The 21489-nt window shown below is 72.0% G+C and carries 18 protein-coding genes; 8 read left to right on the plus strand and 10 right to left on the minus strand.

Translation table 11 applies throughout. The features are described from left to right. The 3 genes from E1269_RS23795 to E1269_RS23805 all read left to right on the plus strand — a co-directional run. On the plus strand, window positions 1-2351 hold a 2351-nt coding region (locus E1269_RS23795; RefSeq protein WP_131899248.1), incomplete at its 5' end, for a polysaccharide lyase 8 family protein. After that, the gene (locus E1269_RS23800) at window positions 2348-5257 is read left to right on the plus strand and encodes a polysaccharide lyase family 8 super-sandwich domain-containing protein (protein WP_131899250.1); all 2910 of its coding nucleotides are present in this window, start codon (window positions 2348-2350) and stop codon (window positions 5255-5257) included. The genes E1269_RS23795 and E1269_RS23800, both read left to right, overlap by 4 nt. After that, window positions 5254-6588 (plus strand): sulfatase family protein, encoded by a 1335-nt coding sequence (locus E1269_RS23805; RefSeq protein WP_131899252.1) that lies wholly within the window; start codon window positions 5254-5256, stop codon window positions 6586-6588. Before E1269_RS23800 ends, E1269_RS23805 begins: the two co-directional genes overlap by 4 nt. Before the next feature lie 9 nt (window positions 6589-6597). On the opposite strand, the gene E1269_RS23810 is transcribed toward E1269_RS23805, so the two are convergent. Genes E1269_RS23810 through E1269_RS23835 form a run of 6 tightly spaced genes read right to left on the minus strand, consistent with a single transcriptional unit; the run spans window position 6598 to window position 12494 of the window. Beyond that, entirely contained in the window at window positions 6598-7278 is a 681-nt protein-coding gene (locus E1269_RS23810; RefSeq protein WP_131899254.1) for a FadR/GntR family transcriptional regulator, read from the minus strand. After that, the gene (locus E1269_RS23815) at window positions 7275-8195 is read right to left on the minus strand and encodes a dihydrodipicolinate synthase family protein (protein WP_162606601.1); all 921 of its coding nucleotides are present in this window, start codon (window positions 8193-8195) and stop codon (window positions 7275-7277) included. The genes E1269_RS23810 and E1269_RS23815 overlap by 4 nt, the downstream gene beginning before the upstream one ends. Window positions 8196-8230: 35 nt before the next feature. Next, window positions 8231-9058 (minus strand): carbohydrate ABC transporter permease, encoded by an 828-nt coding sequence (locus tag E1269_RS23820; RefSeq protein WP_203434014.1) that lies wholly within the window; start codon window positions 9056-9058, stop codon window positions 8231-8233. Beyond that, window positions 9055-9999, minus strand: a complete 945-nt coding sequence (locus tag E1269_RS23825; RefSeq protein ID WP_131899258.1) for a carbohydrate ABC transporter permease — start codon at window positions 9997-9999, stop codon at window positions 9055-9057. Before E1269_RS23825 ends, E1269_RS23820 begins: the two co-directional genes overlap by 4 nt. Continuing rightward, window positions 9996-11246 carry an ABC transporter substrate-binding protein gene (locus E1269_RS23830; protein WP_131899260.1) on the minus strand — a complete coding sequence of 417 codons (1251 nt, stop codon included), beginning with the start codon at window positions 11244-11246 and terminating at the stop codon, window positions 9996-9998. Before E1269_RS23830 ends, E1269_RS23825 begins: the two co-directional genes overlap by 4 nt. A 33-nt stretch (window positions 11247-11279) precedes the next feature. After that, window positions 11280-12494, minus strand: a complete 1215-nt coding sequence (locus E1269_RS23835) for a sialidase family protein (protein ID WP_131899262.1) — start codon at window positions 12492-12494, stop codon at window positions 11280-11282. A 101-nt stretch (window positions 12495-12595) separates the two neighbouring features. Here E1269_RS23835 and E1269_RS23840 point away from each other — a divergent pair, with 101 nt between their 5' ends. Next, window positions 12596-13117: a hypothetical protein gene (locus tag E1269_RS23840; protein WP_131899264.1), complete on the plus strand. Its 522-nt coding sequence runs from the start codon at window positions 12596-12598 to the stop codon at window positions 13115-13117. Here the strand turns inward: E1269_RS23840 and E1269_RS23845 are convergent. After that, on the minus strand, window positions 13114-13710 hold the full coding sequence (locus tag E1269_RS23845) for a helix-turn-helix domain-containing protein (protein WP_131899266.1): 597 nt from the start codon (window positions 13708-13710) through the stop codon (window positions 13114-13116). The two genes, E1269_RS23840 and E1269_RS23845, sit on opposite strands and share 4 nt — an antisense overlap. Window positions 13711-13799: 89 nt before the next feature. Between E1269_RS23845 and E1269_RS23850 the strand changes: the two genes are divergently transcribed. Both E1269_RS23850 and E1269_RS23855 read left to right on the plus strand, forming a co-directional pair. Further along, window positions 13800-14453, plus strand: a complete 654-nt coding sequence (locus E1269_RS23850; protein WP_203434015.1) for an HAD-IA family hydrolase — start codon at window positions 13800-13802, stop codon at window positions 14451-14453. Window positions 14454-14630: 177 nt separating this feature from the next. Further along, complete coding sequence (locus E1269_RS23855) at window positions 14631-16097, plus strand: beta-propeller fold lactonase family protein (protein ID WP_131899268.1); 1467 nt, start codon at window positions 14631-14633, stop codon at window positions 16095-16097. Between the two features lie 61 nt (window positions 16098-16158). On the opposite strand, the gene E1269_RS23860 is transcribed toward E1269_RS23855, so the two are convergent. Continuing rightward, the gene (locus tag E1269_RS23860; RefSeq protein ID WP_131899270.1) at window positions 16159-17553 is read right to left on the minus strand and encodes an MFS transporter; all 1395 of its coding nucleotides are present in this window, start codon (window positions 17551-17553) and stop codon (window positions 16159-16161) included. Window positions 17554-17647: 94 nt separating this feature from the next. Here E1269_RS23860 and E1269_RS23865 point away from each other — a divergent pair, with 94 nt between their 5' ends. Then, window positions 17648-18259: a TetR/AcrR family transcriptional regulator gene (locus E1269_RS23865; RefSeq protein WP_131899272.1), complete on the plus strand. Its 612-nt coding sequence runs from the start codon at window positions 17648-17650 to the stop codon at window positions 18257-18259. A 12-nt stretch (window positions 18260-18271) separates the two neighbouring features. Here E1269_RS23865 and E1269_RS23870 read toward each other — a convergent pair whose 3' ends face one another. Together E1269_RS23870 and E1269_RS23875 are read right to left on the minus strand one after the other, a co-directional pair. Next, a complete protein-coding gene (locus E1269_RS23870; protein WP_162606602.1) occupies window positions 18272-19480 on the minus strand; it encodes a serine hydrolase domain-containing protein in 1209 nt (402 codons plus the stop codon). A gap of 172 nt (window positions 19481-19652) precedes the next feature. Beyond that, the gene (locus E1269_RS23875; RefSeq protein WP_203434016.1) at window positions 19653-20174 is read right to left on the minus strand and encodes a MarR family winged helix-turn-helix transcriptional regulator; all 522 of its coding nucleotides are present in this window, start codon (window positions 20172-20174) and stop codon (window positions 19653-19655) included. A 60-nt stretch (window positions 20175-20234) separates the two neighbouring features. Between E1269_RS23875 and E1269_RS23880 the strand changes: the two genes are divergently transcribed. Beyond that, the gene (locus E1269_RS23880) at window positions 20235-21482 is read left to right on the plus strand and encodes an amidohydrolase family protein (protein WP_131899276.1); all 1248 of its coding nucleotides are present in this window, start codon (window positions 20235-20237) and stop codon (window positions 21480-21482) included. Window positions 21483-21489: the final 7 nt, after the last annotated feature.

Raw genomic sequence — 21489 nt, forward strand, 5'->3', positions numbered from 1 at the left:
GGTTCAGCATCTTCTCCCCACGCACCGCGCGAGCCGCCGACGAGTTCGAACTGATCCGCACCAGGTACGTCGAGCTGCTGGTCGGGCCGGCCGATGCCGACACCAGCCATCCGGACATCGCCAGGACGCTCCAATCGATGACCGAGACGACGGACGCCCTCTGGGCCGCCGTGGTGCAGGGGGCCGGCCGGGACCGGGTCTTCGCCGACCAGCCGCTCGTCGACATCACAGACTCACGCCCGATCCAGACCACCGCGCTGAGCCTCGCGTCGATGGCCAAGTCGTGGGCGGCCGCGGGCTCGGTGCACCAGCACGACCCGGAGCTGGGCAGGGTCATCGTCGACGCCCTGCAGACCCTGCACGACCTGCAGTACAACGTCGACACGCTGGAGTTCAACAGCTGGTACCACTTCGAGATCGGGGCGCCCCGCGGCATCCTCGAGGCGGCCAGCCTGCTCGCGGTCATGGTGCCCGACCAGCTGCGAGCCGACCTCGCGGCCGCGGTGGCCCATTTCGTGCCGGACCCGAAGTACAACTACCCGCCGTACGACGACCGGCACAAGCTTTCCACCGGGTCGAACCGCCTGGACCTGTGCCAGAACGTCCTGGTCGCAGCCGCCATGACCGACGACGCCGAGCGCGTCCAGCTGGCCAGCGGCGGTGTCGCCGACGCGATCGCCCTGACCACGTCCGGTGACGGGATCTACGCCGACGGATCCCTGATCGCGCACACCAACGTGCCCTACACCGGCACCTACGGCCGCGCGCTGGTGACGTCGTCCAGCTACATCCTCGCCATGCTGGGCGGCACACAGTGGGACTTGGACCCCGCGCAGGTCAACCCGTTCCGCCAGAGCATCGTGCGCACGTTCGTGCCGTGGACCAGCGAGGCCCTGACCATGCCGCCCGTGTGCGGGCGCGCCGTCGGCAGGGACAACACCACGTCGGTCTGGCTGATGGGCAGCATCCTGACGCTCGCCGAAGGAGCGCCGGAGGAGTACGCCCGTGAGTGGCAGGGCTACGTGAAGGGGTGGCTCGAGAAGGCGACCGCGGTCAACTACTTCGCGCTCCGGCCGCTGTCGGAGGCACTGCTGGCGCAGAAGCTGATGGCCTCCGACGTGCCGGCACTCGCCGAGGAGCACGGCCCCCGGCTGTTCCCGGAGATGGACCGGATTCTCGCCAGAGGCGACGGCTGGTGCTTCAGCCTCGCCACGGCGAGCACCCGGACCAAGGGATTCGAGACCCAGTCCGATGAGAACATCAAGGCTTGGCACCAAGGGTCCGGCGCCCGGTATCTGTACCTGGAATCGGATCAGGCCCAGTATCTGAACTGGTTCCCCACGGTCGATCCGTACCGCATGCCGGGGACGACGGTGGATTCGCGGCGGCTCGGGCCGAGCAGCGGCGGGCGCGGCGGCTTCGCCTTCGTCGGCGGCTCCCAGGTGGGCGGCGAGCGTGCCCCTGACGGCTTCTACCAGCATCCCGCGTACGCGGGATGGGTGCAGCAGCTCCGGAGCTACGAGTCCGACCTGGTCGCCAGGTTGTCGTGGTTCGTCCTCGGCGACAGCATCGTCTGCCTCGGCGCCGGCATCCGCGGCGGCGGCGCCGACAGCTCCGTCGAGACGATCCTCGAGAACCGGGCCGTCAAGTCCGACGAGATGCGTCGCTGGTACGTCAACGGCGCGGCGGTCCGGGAGTCCGAGCTCGACGGCTGGCGGGCCAGTGTCACCGGCGTCCGGACCATGACGCTGCCCGGAACGGCCGGCTTCGTCATGCTCGACCAGCCGCGCACCGTGGAGTTCCTGCGGGAGACGCGCTCGGGCGCGTTCGCCGACCTCGCGGAGGGCTACAGCAGCGTGGTGCACACCAACGCGTTCCACACGGCGTGGCTGGACCACGGGGCCCGGCCCGACGGAGCCTCGTTCGCGTATCTCCTGGTGCCACTGGCCACGCCGGACGAGGTGACGGCACGCGAGCGGGACCCGGGAGTAAAGATCCTGCGCAACGACGACGCGGTCCAAGCGGTGACGGCGAGCGGGAGCGGATTCGTCAGCGCCAACTTCCACGACGCCGCGGCGATCGACGCCGGCCCGATGTCGATCTCGGGTGGCCAGGAGAGCTGTGTCTCGTTGATGCGCCGGCGCGACCGCCGGATGGAGATCGCCGTCGCCGATGCCAGCCAGCTCAGCGACGAGCAGCGGGCCGTCGTCGCCTTTCCGCCGGGACGCCGGCCGAGGACGGTGTACGCCGACCCGACGGCCGATGTGAGCGTCGACGGGAACGAGCTGACGATCGTCATCGACAGCTCGGCCGCCGATGGCCGCTCCCACCACGTCGAGGTCGAGTGGTGACTCCCATCTCGCGCCGGCGCCTCATCACCGGAACCGGAGCCGTCGCCGCCGGCTTGCTCCTCCCCGCCGCTACCGCACACGGCATCGTGCGGTCACTCGCGGCCCAGGACGTCACCGGCGGCATCTACGACGCCATGCGCGCCACCTGGCTCGACCTGCTCACCGGCGGCGCGTACGACCCCGCCGACCCGGACTTCGCCGCCGTCGTCGGCAGCCTCGACGCCGAGGTGGACACCAACCTCGGCCTGCTCGACCGGTCGACCGACCGGCCGGGCGTCTTCACCGACCTGCCCTTCGTCGAGGAGGACACGCTCGACGCCTCGGCCCGGGTGTCGAACACGCTGATCCGGCTCCAGCGGATGGCGCTCGCCGTGCGCACGCCCGGATCTCGGCACCAGGACTCGCCCGACCTGGTCGCGGACGTCCTGGCGGGCATGGACACCACGAACCGGCTGGTCTACCACGCCGGTCGCGAGGAGTTCGGCAACTGGTACTCGTGGGAGATCAGCGGGCCGAACGCTCTGATGAACGCGTGCGCGCTGCTTTACGACCACGTGCCGGCCGAGGCACTGCAGCGCTACGTCGCGGCCGTGGACCACTTCGTCCCCGACCCGCACTACCAGTACATCGACGAGCGCCGGCACCTCTCCACCGGCTCCAACCGGATGTGGCTGTGCGAGGCGGTGGCGATCCGCGGCATCGTCGGCCGCGACGAGGAGCGCATCGCCCTGGCACGCGCCGGGCTCGACGACGTGTTCGCCTACGTCCAGAGCGGCGACGGGATGTACCCGGACGGCTCCTACCTGTACCACTCCGGCGTCCCGTACACCGGCAGCTACGGCCTGTCGTTCGTCAACCGCTTCGCCGCGCAGTTCGTCCTCTACGGGGGCACGCCCTGGGAGCTCGGCGGTGCCGAGCGGGACTTCGCCTTCGCGACCGTCGACATCATGCTGGCCCCCGTGGTCTACGACAACGTCCTGATGGACTTCATCAGGGGCCGGTCGATCGCTCGTGAGGCCGGCGACCACGGCGGCGGGCACGAGGTGTCGGAGGTCGTGCTCAGACTGGCTCAGGCCGCCGACGCCGGCACGGCGGCTCGCTGGCGGTCCATGGTCAAGGGTTGGATGGAGCGCGACACGTACGACGACCCGCTGGCCGGCGCCTCGATCCAGCGGCTGGCGCTGTTCAAGGAGCTGCGGGCGGACACGTCCGTCGCGCCCGCGCCCGAGCCGGTCGCGCACAAGCTGTTCGCGAGCATGGCCCGTGCGGTACACCGCCGGCCGGGCTGGGCCTACGCGATCTCCATGTCCAGCGCCCGGGTCAGCTGGTACGAGGTGTCCGGTGATCGCGAGAACGTCAAGGGCTGGCACACCGGCCAGGGCATGACCTACCTGTACGACGCGGACAACGGCCAGTTCATGGACGGCTTCTGGCCCACCGTGGACCCCTACCGGCTGCCCGGAATCACCGTCGACACCCGCCGGCTGGGCGAGATGGTAGGCGTGCGGTCGCGGCCGGACGGCAGGTGGGCCGGCGGCGCGGTCCTCGGCGGCGAGCTGGCCGCTGTCGGCATGGACCTCGGCGCGATGGAGTCGACGCTGCGGGCGAAGAAGTCCTGGTTCTGCCTCGACGACCGGGTGGTCGCGCTCGGCGCCGGCATCAGCGGCGGCGGCGGTCACCATGCCCCCGCGATCGCCGATGCGCACGTGAACTCGGGCAACCTGGCCGACCAGAACTTCGGCTCGGACAACCGGATGCTGGTGAAGCAGGGGAGTGCGAACTCCACCCGGGAGGCCTACCTCGCCTTCGACCTCTCCGCCCTGCCCTCCCGGGTGATCTCGGCCAGCCTGAACGTCTACGCGCAGGTGCAGGACTCCGGCGGGAGCGAGACCGTCCTGGACGCGCACGGCGTCACCGAGGCGTGGGACGAGAGCACCCTCACCTGGAACACGCGTCCGGCGACGGGCCAGCTGCTCGCCACGGCGCGCGTCGACGACCTGCGCGGCTGGCGCACGTTCGACGTCACCGCGCACGTCCTCGAGCAGCTCGCCGCCGGCGACGAGCGGGTGAGTCTCGCGCTGCTGCAGGACCCGCCCGACGGTCCGGGGCTCAGCGTGTGGGTGGCCAGCCGGGAGTACAGCAGCTACGCCTACGACCCCTTCCTGTACCTCACCCTCGCCGAGCCGGAGAACACCGTCGAGACCGTCGTGGAGAACCGCAACCTGCACGCCGACGGCGACAACGCGCTCGTCGTCGACGGTGAGACGCAGCCGGCGACGACGGGCTGGACCGCGACGTTCGACGACGCGCGCTGGGCGCATCTGGACGGCGTGGGCGGCTACCTGCTCCCTGGCGGTGCCAGGCTCCACGCCCTGCGGGAGGACCGCACCGGCAGGTGGAGTGACATCAACGGCCTCGGCTCGCCGGACCCGATCACCCGCCGGTACGTCACCCTGTGGCTGGATCACGGCCCCCACCCGGAGGCCGAGTCGTACGCGTACGTGTTGCTGCCCGGTGCGTCGGCCGAGCACACAGCCGAGCTCGCGGCGGACCCGGGCACGGAGGTCGTGGAGAACTCCGCGATGGCGCAGTCGGTGCGGGTGCCGCGCCTGGGCATCACGGCCACGAACTTCTGGCAGGCGGGCTCATTGCGTGGGATCACCGTCGACGGACCGTGCTCGATCATGATCGAGGAACGCGACGGAGTCCTCTCGGTAGCGGTCTGCGATCCGACCCACCTGCTCGACACGCTGACGGTCCAGCTGGGCCGCGCCGGCTACCACTCGTGGCGTGGCGACGACACCATCACCGTCGACGCGCTGCGACCGGCGATCCGGTTCCGGGTGGACGTGGGTGGCAGCCGGGGCGGCACGCACCGGGCGACGTTCCGCCGCGGAGCCTCGTGACCGACGACCGGCCGAACATCCTGCTGATCATGACAGACCAGCAGTCGGCGACCGCGATGAGCTGCGCGCCGAACCCGGATCTGCACACGCCGGCGATGGACGCGCTGGCCGCCGGGGGAGTGCGCTTCGGCCGCGCATACTGCACGAACCCGCTGTGCGCACCGTCGCGGGCGTCCATGATGACCGGCCGCATGCCGTCGGAGATCGGGGTCGACGACAACGTCCGGGAACCGGCTGGGCCGCTGCCCGCGCGCACGCTGGGACGGCTGTTCGCCGGCGCCGGGTACGACTGCGCCTACGCCGGGAAGTGGCACGTGCCCGGGCTCGCGCCGGCGGGCAGCGGGTTCCGGCAGCTCCACGCCGGCGGCGACGACGGCCTGGTGGCGGCGTGCCGCCCGTTCCTGGCCGACGGCGACCGCCGGGACACCCCGTTCCTCCTGGTGGCGTCGTTCAACGAGCCGCACGGGATCTGCGAGTGGGCCCGGGGACAGACGCCTCCCAGCGGCGACGTCGACGAGGCCGACTGGCGGGAGTTGCCGGTCCTGCCGGCGAACTTCGCCCCGGGCACGGAGGAGCCGGAGGCGCTGCGGCTGGTCCAGCGCTTCGCGTGGACGGTGCATCCGACCCAGGAGTGGGACGAGGAGGGGTGGCGGCGCTACCGCCACGCGTACTTCCGGCTCTGTGAGCGGGTCGACGGCGAGATCGCCGCGCTGGTCGCCGGTCTGGACGCGTCCGGGCTGCGGGAGCGGACGGTCATCGTGTTCACCTCCGACCACGGCGACATGCAGGGCGCGCACCGGTGGAACCAGAAGAAGAACCTGTACGAGGAGGCGTCCCGCGTGCCGTTCGTCGTCGTGCCCCCGTCCGGCATGGCGGGCGGCCGAGTCCGCGACGAGCTCGTCTCCGTCGGGCTGGACCTGCTACCGACACTGTGCGACTACGCCGGCATCGAGCCCGATCCCGACGCCGCCGGTACGAGCGTCCGGCCGCTGGTCGAGTCCGGTTCCGGTCAGCCGCCGTCGTGGCGGGACCAGGTGGTTGCGGAGACCGAGTGGACGTTCCCCGGGCTGATGCCGCCGCCGGTCCTGGCGCGGCTGCAGGCTCGCATGGTCCGCACCGAGCGGCACAAGTACCAGTGCTACTCCTGGGGCCGGCACCGTGAGCAGCTGTTCGACCTGAACGCCGACCCCGGTGAGATGGTCAACCTGGCCACCAGCGGCGCCCACCAGGGCGTCCTGGACGACCACCGGCGCCGGCTGGCCGCGCACTGCGCGACCCTCGGCGACGACTTCGTCCGCTACGTACCCGGTCCCGGCGTGCCGCCCCGCTAGAACCGCGCGCTACGGGGCGGACGGCAGCGTGGTGGCACGGGCGCGCACGTCGTCGAAGTGCTCCTGCATCCGCAGCATGCTGAGCGCCGCGTCACCGGACTGCAGCGCCTCTACGATGCGCAGGTGCCGCAGCCCGCGACCGTCGTCGTCAGGGCGGGCGAGGGTGTCGATGAGCCGCACGAACAGCTCCCAGAACACCTCGATCAAGCTGTCGACGAGGGGGTTGTCCAGGCTCTTGTACAGGGTCAGGTGGAACTGCCGGTCCGTCTCGGCGATCGACTTCCCGGCCCGCTCCTGGTCGGTCATGGTGCGGGCGAGCGCGGCGCACCTGGCCAGGTCGGCGGCGCTGCTCGCCCGTGCGACCGCGGACATCAGACCGACCTCCATCGCCTCCCGGGCGGTCAGGATGTCGGAGAACGCGGTCACCTGAGGTGCCAGGCCGTAGGGCAGTTGCTCCAGCAGCGGCCGGAACGAGAACGGTGCCACGAACAGCCCGACGCCCGGCTGTGCCTCGATGACGCCCATGGTCTGCAGGCTCCTGGTGGCTTCGCGCATTGAGACGCGGCTGACGCCGAGCTCCGCCGCCAGGACCGCCTCCGGAGGCAGGCGGTCCCCGGGCCCGAGGCCGCGGTCGCGAATGAACTCGCGCAACCGCGCTTGCGCTTCCTGGAAGATCGGTACTCTGCTCATCTCTCGTCCGTCCCGCTGGCGATGCCGTCGAGCGCTTCTCGCAGCCGCGATGCCAACATATCCACAGCGTCCCGCCCGGACGGACCGAGCGCGCCGGCGGGTGGCCGGCAGGGACCGGTGTCGGGGCCCAGCGCGTTCGCCAACTCCTTGATGACCGCGAGGCCGCCGTGGGCGCGCGCGGTCACGACGACCTCGCGGAAGGGCCGGTGGAGCCGGTCGGCCCCGGCCGGGTCACCCGCCGCCGTCGCCGCCACCACCGCGTGGGCTATCGGAGCGAGGAAGTTGTACAGACTGCCGATGAACCCGTCGGCGCCGAAGCCCAGGGCGGCCGGCAGCAGCTCGTCGCAGCCGTAGTAGACCCGGACCCGCTCGGACACCTCCCGCGTGGTGGTGAACCCGAACAGGTCGGGGTCGGTGAACTTCACCGCGGCCAGCGTGGGGATGCGTTCGGCCGCCGCTCGCACCAGCTCGGCCGGGTTCAGCGTCGACCCCGTCCTGGACGGGATGTGGTACAGGCAGAACGGCGTTCGCGGCGCGGCAGCGGAGACCTCGCCCAGCCATGCCACCGTCCGGTCGAGGTCGGCCTGGCCGTAGTAGGGCGCCACCGACGCGATCAGGTCGACGCCGTGGCCGGCGGCGTGGGCGGCCAGCCGCTGGGCCTCCCGCAGGTCGGTGTGGCCGACCTGCACCGCCAGGCCGAACCCGGGTGGACGGTGCGCGGCCCACGCGGCGAGCAGGTCCTCGCGCTCGCGTGTCGACATCGCGGGGAACTCTCCCGTGGTGCCCGCGACGAAGGCACCGTGCACACCGCGGGCGGCGAGGTGCTTCGCGTAGGCGGGTACCGTCCCGAGGTCCAGCCGCCCGGCTTCGGTGAACGGGGTGAACGTCGCGGCCCAGAACTCGGCCTCGTGATGCACGGCGCCTGCCCTTCTCTGCGGTGTCGGAATGCCCGTCAACTCTTGGTCGCTCCCTCGGTGAGACCCGCGACGATGAAGCGCTGGAGGAAGACGAACGCGAGGACCACCGGCAGCGCGACGACAACCGACACGGCCATGACGTCGTTCCAGCGGGTGCCGAACGCGTTGTTGAGGCCCGCGAGGACGACACTGATCGGCTGCATCGCCTCGTCGGTCGCGAGCGCGAGCCCGAACACGAACTCGCCCCACGCCTGCAGGAACGTGATGACGGCCACGGTCACGAGGCCGGGGACGCTCATGGGCGTGGCGATGCGCAGGAACGCGCCGAACGTCGTGCAGCCGTCGACCCGTGCCGCGTCGAGCACCTCGCCCGGCACCGTCAGGAAGTACGGACGGAGGATGACGACGGCGAGCGGCACGGCCAGCGCCCCGTTGGCGATGATCAGCCCGGCGAAGCTGTCCACGAGCCCGGCGCGGTTGAAGATCACGAACATCGGCAGGGCGAGGTTGATCGACGGGATCATCTGGACGACGAGGAAGAGCATGAGGACGGGCGCGACGAACCGGATGCGCAGCCGCGCCAGCGCGAAGGCCGCGGGCACGGCGACCAGCAGGGTCAGCACCGTCGTGCCGACGGCGATGATCGCGCTGTTCAGCAGGCCGCGGACGACGTCGGGGTCGGCGAACACGACCTCCGTGTAGGACGCCACCGTCGCGGGGATCGGAACGAGGCGGGGCGGGGAGGCGAAGATCTGGTCCAGCGGCTTCAGCGACGTGGCGAGCATCCAGTAGACCGGGATCAGGTAGATCAGCGTGACCGCGGTCGCCGCGACGCTCCACCGCAGGCCCAGGGTGCGGGTCACCGGCGGTCCTCCCCACGCAGGGACCGGAAGTACGCCAGCGAGAGCATGACCGGCACGGCCAGCAGGACCGTGGTGGCGACGGCGGCCACGTCGAAGTCGAAGAACGTGAACGCCTGTTCGTAGGCGTAGATCGGGAGCGTCTGCGTCGCGCCGCCCGGCCCGCCGCCGGTCATCAGGAACACCGTGTCGAAGGTCTTGAACGTGTAGATGAAGCAGAGCAGCAGGGTCGCCAGGGTGACCGGGCGCAGCAGGGGCAGGGTGATCCAGCGCAGCTGCTGGACCGGCCGCGCTCCGTCGATGCGGGCGGCTTCGTAAAGCGTGCCGGGAATGCCCTGGAGGCCGGCCAGCAGCAGGATCATGGCGAAGGGCGCGAGCGTCCAGGCCGTCGCGACGGTCACCGCGACCAGTGCGGCGTCGGGTCGCGCGAGCCAGAAGACGTCGCCGTCGATCAGCCCGACCGCGGAGAGTGCGGCGTTGACCAGCCCGTGGGAGCCGTCCAGGAGCCAGCGCCAGACGTTGGCGCTCACGACGGTGGGCAGGAGCCAGGCCAGCAGCATGAGCGCGCGCAGCTGGTCGCGGCCGCGCAGCGGCAGGTTGAACAGCAGGGCGAGCCCGAGTCCGCCGCCGACGCTGAGCGCGACGGCGACGGCGGTGTAGAGGAGCGAGATGCCGAACGAGTGCCAGAACTCGCCCCGGGTGAACTGGTCGCGGTAGTTGTCCAGCCCGACGAAGCGGGCGCCGCCGTTGACGATCTCCGCGAGCCCGACGCTCTGGAAACCCTGCACGAGGTTGAAGCCCAGCGGGTACAGGACCGTGCCCGCTACGAAGACGACCGCCGGTGCCAGGAACAGGTAGTTGTGCAGCCCTCGGCGCCGCCCGCGCGGGCGCGACGAGGCCCGATGCACGGGCCGCGCCGGCCGCGCGGAGGTCACCGTCGTCATTGCGCGAGGGCCTCGTCCACGTCGCTCTGGGCCTGGGACGCCGCGGCGTCGACCGTCGCGGCCCCGCTGACCGCCGCCTGCAGTGCTTGCTGAAGGAACGTGAACACCTCACCGGACTTCGTGGCCAGGGTGTCCTGGGGCGCCCAGGCCTTGGCGAGCTGGTCGGCGAAGACCGCTCGTGCCGGGTCGTCCGTCGTGTCCGGCACGTCGTCGCGTGCGGGCAGCTTGTTGCGTGCCGGGAGGTACTCCGCGAGCTGGTCGGGCTGCTGCATGAACTCGATCAGGTCCCACGCCTGGTCGGGGTCGTCGCTGCCGGTCGTGATCGTGAGGTTCTCCGCCGACAGGTAGGTCAGCCGCTCCTCGTCCGCGGGCAGCAGCGCGACGTCCCACTGGAGATCGGGGCTCTCCTCCCGCAGGATGCTCACGTACGTGGCCGAGTTGATCATCATGGCCGCCTGGCTCTGCGCGAACTGGTTCTTGACGTCGTCCTCGGTCCAGGTCAGGAAGCCCTCGGAGAGCGCGCCCGACGCGGTCAGCGTCGTGAACTGCTCCAATGCCTCCCGGCCGGCGTCACTGTCGGGCTGGTCCACCTCGCCGCCGGCCGCGAGCATGCGGATGACCAGCCCGGTCGATCCCTCGACCCCCTCGATGCCGCTCACCGCCAGCCCGGCGCGGCTCCCGTCGGAGAGCTGGGCCGCCACGGTCTCCATGTCGTCCCACGTCTGCGGAGGCTGCAGGCCCGCCTCGGCGAACATGGCGGTGTTGTAGTAGATGGCGTACGCGTCGGCGACGTGCGGAATCCCGTAGGTCTTGCCGTCGACCTGCGTCGTCGCCCAGCCGGTGTCGAGGTAGGCGTCGGCCTCACCCCACTCGGTGACCCGGTCGCTGAGGTCCTGGAGCACGCCGGCCTCCGCCATCGCCGCGGTGTCGAAGGCGTTGATCAGGGCGATGTCGGGCAGGTCGCCGCCCGCGGCGGCCTGGAGGAGGGTGCGGTCGAAGTCGGCCGCGGGGATGAACCGGACCTCGACCTCCACCCCGTCGTTCTCCTGCTCGTACCGGTCGATGAAGTCGTACAGCGGACCGCCGGTGGGTGAGGACGGGTCGCCGTAGTACTGCCACAGGGTGATGGTCTCGGCCGACTCCTGGCTGCTTTCCGCGCCGCCGCACGACGCCAGCGCCACCATGGCCGCGAGCGCGACAGCCGCGCTGCCGCCGCGGTGAGCTCGAAGATATCTGCTATCTGTCATCACGAGTGTCCTCGTTTCAGGCGCCGACGATCGTCACGAACGCAGGTCGCGCAGTGGGACCCGCCGGAACGTGATGGTCTCGGAGGGAATGAAGTTGCCGGTCTCGTACATGACGCCGATGGTGTCCCGGTCCAGCTGCACCAGGTCGGAGTACGCGGCTGGGAGCCCGGAGAGCGTGAGGACGGGCTCGAACGTCAGGCCGCCGTCGTCGCTGCGGCGGATGGACAGCGCCGACCTGGCGCCGGGGTTGGACGGCCCGGTGAAGAACAGGGCCTGGTCCGACCCGGTGCCGTTGGTCTGCAGGACGCTTCCGGCGCAGGCCGGCATCTGCCACAGGGTGCCCTGCGAGACGTAGGGCCGGTCCAGGCTCTCCGCGCCGTCGGGGGAGTAGGTGTCGAGCCGGTTGCCGACGGCGGCACTGTTCCTGCCTTTGCGGCTGTTCAGGTAGACCCGTCCGTCCGGTAGCTGCGCCAGCGTCGTCTCGTTGGCGTTGGCGCGACCGGTCGGGTCGTCGGCCACGAACCCGATCCGCCAGGTCAGGCCGCCGTCGTCGCTGATCAAGCTGTGTCCGCCGAGGTACTGGGCCTCGGTGCCGATGTCGGTCGAGCCATCGGCCGGTGCGAGGCTGTGGTTCGCGCCGGCGACCAGGCGCCCCGCGTCCGGACCGCTGGTGAGGGCGATGGCGTGGCCGGGGCCGGTCGCGTACCAGCGCCATGACGGCAGCCGGGTCGTCGCCGCGATGTCCTCGGGCTCGGACCAGGTCCGGCCGCCGTCGGAGCTGCGCTGCACGTGCGCGGTGCGAGCGGGGTCCAGCCCGCGCTTGATCCGGTCCTCGGTGGACGTGCCGAGGTTGAACGTGGACAGCAGGACGATGTCGCCGGACTCCGGGTCGACCACCGGCGTCGGGTTGCCGATCGTGTCGGCGCCCAGGTCGGCCACGACCTCCAGGTCGGACCAGGTGCAGCCGCCGTCGTCGGAGCGGCGCAGCACGATGTCGATGTCACCGGTGTCGCTGGCGCTGTCGACGCGCCCCTCGGCGAAGGCGAGGACCTCGCCCGACGGGCTCACGATTGTCGCCGGGATGCGGAAGGTGTGGTAGCCGTCGGTGCCCGAGACGAAGGGCGTCGAGGTGCAGGCCGGGGTGGCTGGGGCGGCCGGTTCCTGCTGTGCGCCGGCCGGCGCGGCGGCGGTCGCGCCGCCGACCAGGATGAGTGCGAGAGCTGCCTTGAGCTTGGTCGAGTAGGTCACGCGGGCTCCCCTCTACTGCGTCAGTGCAGGATCGAGACCTGGAAGCTATACAGATATCTGATATCTGTCAACAGGGTCTACAGCTCGGCTACGCTGGCGCGATGGACGAGAAGCGTCCGGTCGTCGCGGACGGGGAGCTGCCCGCCGAGGAACGCGCCGCGGTGTTGAAGGAACGCATCTACATCACGTTCACCGCACTCGCCGTGGTCCTGGCGTTGCGTGCGCACGCAGTGTCGGCCGGCGAGGCGGCCGTGTCGCTCGCCGTCGTCGTGACGGGAACGGTGCTCGCGGTGTGGGTCGCTGGCGTGGTCTCACACATCAGCGTCCACGCGGCCCTGCCGGTCGGCGGAGAGATGCGGCACATGCTGCGGGTGAGCTTCGGCGCACTGGGCGCACTCGCGCTGCCGTTCGTCTTCATCGTCCTCGCGATCGCCGACGTGTGGACCATCGAGCGGGCGCTGCGCGCATCGAGCATCGCGCTCGTCGCCGCGCTGGCGGCGATCGGCTACTTCGCGGTCCGCCGGGTCGACCTGCCCACCTGGCAGCGGGTCATCGTGCTGCTCGCCGAGTTCCTCGTCGGCGCCCTGGTCATCGTGCTGGAGCTCGTCGCCCACTCGCTCTAGGCGAGGAGAGGGAAGCGGTCGTCGCGGGCGCCGGTGTAGACGACCGTCACGGTGTAGCGGGCCGGGTGTCGCGCGGCGTTGCGGTAGGTGTGCGGCCGGTCGGCGCGGATGTCCAGCGCGTCGCGGGCCGCGACGGTGAACGAGGCGGACCCGACGTCGACGACGAGAGTGCCGCCGATGGCGTGGATCAGCTCCCTGGTTCCGGCCGGGTGCCCGGCGTCGTGGATCTCGTCGCCCGGCAGCAGCTCGTGCTCCCAGAGCTCGTGGCGGCCGTCGCTGATCAGGAGGGCGGCCTCGCTCCGGCCGTCGACCCCGTGGTGCGTGACCGCGGCGTCGCAGCGCCGGTGCACGGAACCCAGCTGCCCCGGCAACTCGATCAGCTCGCTCACCGGCACGTCGAGGGCGGTGCACAGGCGGGCGAGGGTGGCGACGCTGGGATTGGTGCGCTGGTTCTCGATCTGGTGGATCATGCCTCGGCTGACCCCGCTGTGCTCCGCGAGGTCCTCCAGCCGCCACCGTCGCGCCGCACGGGCGGCTCGCAGGTTGGCGGCCAGCGTGCGCGCCACCTCGGCGACCGAGTCCTCCGTTGCCATGGCCGAATACTAAAATCTTGTGATTGATTTCCACAATCTTGTCATTGCAGAGTGGGGTGGTCACCGCCCCGTAGGAGAGACGCACCGCGATGCGCCAGCACACCATGACCTGCCACAAGATCCTGTTCGATCTGGACGGGGTCCTGGTCGACTCCCTGGGTCTGATCGAACGCATCCTGCGCGCCTGGGCGGCCGAGCACGAGCTGGACGGCGACCGCGCCGTCGCCCTCTCCCACGGCCGGCGCGACATCGACGTCGTGCGCCTCATCGCCCCGCACCTGGATGCCGCGGCGGAGGCCCGCCGCATCGTCGAGCGCGAGGAGCGCGACATCGACGGGCTGACGGCGGCGCGGGGAGCGGCCGGTCTGCTGGCGGCGCTCCCGCCCGGCAGGTGGGCCGTGGTCACCTCCGGCACCCGCGCCGTCGCCCGGGCCCGGCTCGCCGCGGCCGGGCTGCCGGAACCGGCCGTCCTGGTGGCCGCCGACGACATCGTTCACGGCAAACCGCACCCCGAGGGGTACCTGACCGCGGCCGGCCTGCTCGACGCGGTGCCGGAGCGGTGCGTCGTCGTCGAGGACGCCGCCGCGGGCGTGCGCGCCGCCGCGGCAGCCGGCATGCGATGCATCGGGGTCGGTCCCGCCCTCTCCGGCGCCGACGACCAGCTCGCCGCGCACGTCGCGGGCCTGCACCGCGTCCAGGTCGCGCCCGACGGTGCCGGCGTGCGGCTCAGCTGGACCAGCTGACCTGAACCGGCCGCCGGGGCGACGCGGACGCCCGGGCGGCGTGGGCGCATCGTCACGCGCTCAGTCCTTCCCGGCCGCTCATCCGTAGATCAGGGCGAGGGGCAGTACCAGCCGGGAGGCCATGGACCCCTCACGTGGCCTCCCGGTGCTCCGTGTCTCCGGCTGTAGAGGATTCCCATGTTCGAACGCATGATCACCCTGGCACTGACGGTGGGGCTGGCGGCGTCCGCCGGCACCGCTCCCACGCCCACGGGCGCCGCACCGGCCGGCGAGTCGCCAGATACCCAGACCCCGGCCGTGAGCCGGGAGCTCGTTGTCACCAACAGTGGCAGCCACAGCGTCTCGTCGTTCACCGTCGGTGCCAACGGCACGCCGGTGCCGAACGGCGACCCAGTGCCGACCGAAGGGCCGGATGGTCCGGGCGGCGTCGTGTTCGCGCCCGACGGCGAGGTGGCGTACGTCGCCTACCGGGACTCGGGCGAGGTCGCCGCCTACCGGGTGGGCGAGGACGGTGAGCTGTCCCTGCTGGCGCCGCCGGTGTCCAGCCGTGGCACCCTCACCTTCGGCATCGCGCTGGCTCCGAACGGCCGGTCGTTGTACGTCAGCAACCTCGGCTCCGGGACCGTGACGGCCTTCGACGTCCGCGCGGACGGCACCCTGGCGCGTCGCGGCCAACCGGTCCCCACCGGGTTCGCCAACCCGCGCGGCCTCGTGGTGACACCGGACGGGCGCTCGCTGTACGTGGGCCACGGTGCTCCGCTGACCGATCCGACCAACGTGCTCGTCCGGTTCGAGATCGGCGACGACGGCCACCTGAGCCGGCGCGGCGTCGTGGCCGAGACCGGTGGGGCGGCGACCGGCATGGGGATCACCCCGGACGGGCGCTTCCTCTACATCGCGACCACCACTACCGACGAGGTGTACGGGTTCCGCATCGGCCGTGACGGCCGGCCGACTCCGGTGCCCGGGTCGCCGTATGCGGTCGCGGACCATTCCGAAGGCATCGCGATCTCGCCGGACGGCCGGTTCGTGTTCGTCGCCAGCCCGGGCTCTCATCGGCCCGACAACGGCGCCGGTGCTGTGTCGGCGTTCCTGATCCGCCCGGGCGGCGCGCTGCGCGGCGTCGGATCGCCCGTCGATGCCGGGCAGGGACCGGTCGGTGTCACGAGCAGCCCGGACGGGCGGTTCCTGTACGTCTCCAACGTCGACTCCGGTGAACTGTCCGCGTTCCGGGTCGAGCCCGGTGGGCTCCGGCAGACCGCCGGCTCGCCCGTCGACACCGGGGGGCGCCGACCCGCGTTCCAGTCGCTGGCGATCCGGCCGGACCAGGGGCCGGCCGCGGCCTTCACCACCGTGTCCGGCGGCGCAGGCCACACCACCAGGTTCGACGCGACGAACTCGGCCGACCCCGACGGCTCGGTGGCCCGCTACGACTGGGACTTCGGCGACGGCACGACGCTGACCGACGGCGGACCCACGCCAACGCACGTGTATCGCGCCCCCGGCGTCCACCGGGTCACCCTCACCGTCACCGATGACGAAGGTTGCTCGACGACGGACGTGTTCACCGGTCAGACCTTCCTGTGCCACGGAACCGGGGCGGCCAGCGCGACGCACGCCGTCGTCGTGTCGCCTCGGCACTGAGCGGGCGACCTCGACCACGGGCTCACGGACTCCTTCCGATGTGCCGAACGGGTCCGAGTGTCTACCATCCGTCTGTGGACGGCGCCGGCGCGGGCTTGCGCGGCGTCAGCGCGGCGGCGACGAGGGCGGCGACCCCGGCGGCCACGGCGGCGAGGACGAAGCCGTCGGTGAAGCCGTCGAGGGTGTCGCCGACCAGGCTGGTCGCCGCCACGCTGGAGACGACGGCGGCCCCGCCGGCGGCGCCGAACTCGTGGAAGGTGCTGACGATGCCCGAGGCGACGCCGGCCTCGTGCGGTGCGACCTGACCTAGCGCCGTCGCCGAGGCGACGACGAAGATGGCGCCGGTGCCGGCGGCCGCAATCGACACTCCGACGACGACGGTGGTCGGGTGCAGCGACAGCGCGGGGACGGCCATCCCGGCAGCGGCGACGACCAGTCCGATGACCGCGAGCGGACGCGCGCCCAGCCGGGCGATCGCCCGGCCGGTGAGGTTGGCGCCGGCCATCGTGGCCAGCGCGACCGGGAGGAACAGCAGCCCGGTCCGCAGCGCGCCGTAGCCCCGGGCGTGCTGGAAGTAGAACGTGCCGAGGAAGAACACGGCGATCATCAACGCCGTCGCCAGGAGGATGAGGAACGTGCCGGTCGCGACCGGACGGCGCGCGAGCAGCCGCACGTCCATCAGCGGCGAGCTCGCGCGCCGCTGCCAGACCACGAACGCCAGGTAGCCCACGGCCGCGAGCGGCACGAGCAGCCCGGTCGTGGCGGTCAGCCAGCCACGGTCGCCGGCGGTGATGAACGCGTAGATCAGGGTGCCGGAGGATGCGGTCACCAGGAGCGCGCCGAGGACGTCGAGCCGGGCTTTGGGCGCGGCCGCGGGACGCCGCGGCAGCATGCGAGCCAGCGCGGCGACGATGACCAGGCCTATCGGCACGTTGACGAAGAACACCCACGGCCACCCGGGTCCGGCGGTGAGCAGGCCACCGAGCAGCACGCCCAGTGCCGCTCCGCCGCCGCCGAGAGCGGACCACACCCCGAGGGCCCGGTTCCGCTCGTCGCCGTCGAACAGCGTGACGACGAGCGACAGCGCCGCCGGCGAGAGCAGGGCCGCGCCGACGCCCTGAGCGACGCGCCCGCCGATGAGCATGGCCGAGGACTCGGCCAGCCCGGTCACCAGCGAGGCCAGGGTGAACGCGAGCAGCCCGGCAAGCACGACCCGCTTGGCGCCGACGAGGTCCGCGAGCCGGCCGCCCAGCAGCATCAGGCCGCCGAAGGCCAGTGCGTAGGCGCTTACGGTCCAGGTCAGGACCTCGCGACTCGAGCCGAGGTCGACCTCGATGTGTGGCAGTGCGATCGCCACGACGGTGACGTCGAGGATCAGCATCAGCTGGGCCACGCCGAGGAACCCCAGGATGCGCCACCGCAACGGATGCGGTGTCGATGTCTGGTCGTACGTCATGGTTGGGCCTCCCGCCCTAACTCGTATGTGTGAGTACGAGTTAGGGAAACGGAGGAGCTAACTCGTATATTCCGGTACGAGTTAAACTGGTAGCATGTCGTCGACCGAGGCCCGACCCAAGCAGCGCCGGCGCGCCGACGCCGAGCGGAGCATCGTGCGCATCGTCGCCGCCGCCCGCTCGTGCCTCGGCCGCGATCCGGACGCCACCATCGACGACATCGCCAAGGCCGCCGGTGTCGGCCGGATGACGCTGTACGGGCACTTCCCGAACCGGGCCGAGCTGGTCGAGGCCGCGCTCGCCGACGCCATGCGCGCCGGCGACGAGACGCTGTCCGCCGTCGACCTCGGCGGCGACGCGCGGGAGGCGCTGACCCGGCTGCTCGGTTCCAGCTGGTCGCTGGTCGCCGAGTCCGCGGCGCTGCTCCAGGCCGCCCAGGGCGTCCTTCCCGCCGGGCGGCTGCGCACGCTGCACGCCGCGCCGGCCGAACGGATGGCGCAGCTCGTCCGCCGCGGTCAGGACGACGGCGTGTTCCGTACCGATCTGCCGGTCACCTGGCTGGTCAGCGCCGTGCACTACCTCCTGAACGGCGCCGCGGAGGAGCAGCGGGCCGGCCGGCTGGACCCCGCGGACGCCGCCGGGGTCGTGACGGCGACCGTCCGGTCTGTGCTCGTCCCACCCGCACCGGGAGCGGCCGCGTCCTCCTGACGGCGGCCGCGGTCACCAGTCGCCGCCCATGGCGATACGCCGGGCGGTCGCGGCGATGGTCGAGGTCATCTGCGCGTCGTAGTTGCACAGGACGACCGAGACGATGTCCTGCGCCGGGTACCACTCCAGGTAGGCGCCGATCCCGGGCGCGCCCCCGTTGTGCCCGAGGCCCCACTGCTCGTTGACGAGCAGCGCGTGCGGTCCGTAGGTGTTGAACTTGACCTGCGAGGGCATGTCCTGGGTGTCCGACCACAGGCCCGGCCGCTTCGTGTCGAGGTAGATGCCTCGGTACAGCGAGCCCAGCAGGTCGTCGTCGTCGAGGGCACGGGCGAAGCCGGCCAGGCCGTCGGCCGTCGCGTGGGCGTTGCCCGCGGGAGCGCCTGTGTACGGCAGCTGGTCCAGTGCATCGACCCGGTCGCCAGCCGCGTCCAGGGTGTAGGGGATGGCGATGCGCGGGTCGTCGCGCCAGGCGGGCTTGGTGTAGAAGTCCGCGTCCGTCATGTCGGCGGACCCGAAGACGTGCTCACGGACATAGTCGTAGTACGGCTGCCCGGAGACGGCGGCGACGATCTCGCCGAGAACGTGGTAGCCGGAGTTGCTGTACGCCTCAGCGTCGCCCGGCGGGACGGCCGGGGCGGGCTGGCCGCGAACGATCCCGGAGATGCCCGCCATGATCTCCTCGGGGCTGTCCCAGACCTGACGGCCCTCCTTCCAGGCGTCGGTCTGGACGTAGTCGCCCAGGCCCGACGTGTGGATCAGGAGGTGGTGGACGGTGACGGCGTCGGCCACCTCCGGCGCGAAGCCGTCGAGGAACTCGCCGACCGTCTGGTGGAACCTGAGCTGCTCCCGTTCGGCGAGCTGCACGACGGCGATCGCTGTGAAGAGCTTGGTGACCGAGCCGGTCGCGAAGATGGTGTCGCGCGCGTTGGGGATCTCGCGCTCCTTGTCGGCCAGGCCGTACGACCGGCTCAGTACGGTCCGGCCGCGCTGGCTGACCAGGATGGTCCCGGAGAACTCGTCCCGCTCCGCCAGCTCGGCGACGAACCGGTCGTAGGCGCCGCCCGGGCGCAGGTCGTCGGGAACCCGGCCGTGGTCCGGCGAGCCCGAGCCGGCGGCGCCGGCCGGGGCTGGTGCCGCGCTCAGCGCCACCCCGGAGGCGGCCGATGCCGCGCCGGCCGCACCGAGCGCGCGGAGTACCGATCGTCGAGAGAAGCCCGTCACGTCTGCTCCATTCGCCTGAGCCCTGTGGCGGGTGCCGGCCGCGCCGACGACCCGCCTGCTGTCGAGGTCACGCTCGTGCAGGACGGTGAGAAGTTTTTAGGGCCTTCGTAAGAGCAGTCTGAGAAACGGGGTCGAGGCGGCCCGGCGGACGATCGACGCGTGGTGGGCCGGGTCAGCGGCGCCGGCGGCGATCGGTGACGGCGACGATCTCGCGCAGTGCGTCGGCGGCCGCGGCGATGGCGCCGGCGGGGATGCCGGCCAGGACGTCCTCGTAGGCGCGGGCCGACGCCGCCATGCCCTGGTCCGTCACGGCGGCGCCGGTGTCGGTCAGGCGGACCCACCGGCCGCGGGCGTCTCCCTGGTCGGCCTCGCGCTCGACGTAGCCGGCCGCGACCAGTCGCTGCAGGACGTTGCTCGTGCCGCCGGAGGTCAGGAGCACGGAGCGGGTCAGCTCGCTCGGCCGCAGCGGCCCGCCGGCCCGGCGCAGTGCGGCCAGCACGTCGAACTCGGCGTAGGTCAGGCCCAGCTCGGCCAGTTCGGCCTTGGTGGCCTGTTCGACCTGGTCGGCCAGGCGGGACGCCCGCTTGCCGAGCGACAGCCGGGCGATCGCGTCCGGGGCCATGCCCGCCGCCGCCCACCGCTCGGCGAGGCGGTCGACCTCGTCCCGCACCTCGTCACGCACGTCGTCAGGCACCGGATCAGGCTACCGCTGTCGATGTTGCTTTTCGAAAAGCTTTCTGCATAGTGTGCGGGCATGAGTCTACTGCTCCGCGGCGGCACAGCCATCGACACTGATCCCGTCCGCGTCCGCGCGGCCGACGTGCTCGTCGAGGACGGGCGCATCGCCGCCGTCGCTCCCGGGCTGCCCGTTCCGGCCGGTGCCGAGGTCGTCGACGCGAGCGGCATGCTCGTCCTGCCAGGCTTCGTCGACGCCCATCGGCACACGTGGCAGGCCGGCATCCGGGCCGCCGGGCCGGACGTCACCCTCGCCGGATACCTCGACCTCGTTCTCGGCACGCTCGCGCCCCGCTACCGTCCCGACGATGTCTACGCCGGTACGCTCGCCGGCGCCCTGGAGTGTCTCGACGCCGGCATCACCACCGTCGTCGACTGGTCACACATCCAGCACACCCCGGACCACACGGCCGCCGCGATCGACGCGCTGCACGCCGCCGGTATCCGCGCGGTGTTCGGGTACTGCGTGAGCGAGCCGGACGTCGCCACCGCCCGGGCGGCGCTCGCGCGGACCGGCGGCCTGGTGACCATGGCGATGGCGCCGTTCGGGCCGGACTTCGTCGGCGAGGAGGCGGCGCTGCGGGAGTGGCGGCTTGCGCGCGAGCTCGACCTGGCCGTAACGGTCCACCTGGGTGTCGGCGACGCGACCAGCGGCGACCGCGGCCTGGACTTCCTGGAACGCCACGGCCTGCTCCGGCCGCGCACGAACTACGTGCACGGCAACGGCTACGGCGACGCCGCGCTCGGGCGCATCGCCGACAGCGGGGGCACGGTGTCGGTGTCGCCGGTGGTCGAGGCCGGGATGGGCTTCGGCGCGCCGATCACCGCCCGTGCCCTGGCCGCGGGGATACCGACCGGGCTGGGCGCCGACACCGTCGTGAGCGGGCCGGGCGACATGTTCAGCCTGCTGCGCTCGGCCTACGCCCTGGGGCGCCTGGATCCGACGGCGGGCCACGGCCTGACCACCACGGACCTGCTGCGGGCGGCGACGGTGGACGGTGCGCGCGCGGCTGGGCTCGCCGGCGTCGGCTCGCTGCGCCCGGGCGACCACGCCGACCTCGTGCTGCTGCGCACGGACGGTCTCGGCGTCGCGCCGGCGCACGACCCGGTGGGCGCGATCGTGCTGTCGATGGACACCCGCGCGGTGGACACCGTCGTCGTCGCCGGCCGGATCGTCAAACGCGACGGGCGGCTGGTCGGCGTCGACGCGGCCACGGTGCAGGCGCGGCTCGCGATGTCGGCCGCCCGGGTGACCGCGGCCGCCTGACGGCGGG

Source organism: Jiangella asiatica (genome assembly GCF_004349065.1).
In the GTDB taxonomy this organism is placed as follows: Bacteria; Actinomycetota; Actinomycetes; order Jiangellales; family Jiangellaceae; genus Jiangella; species Jiangella asiatica.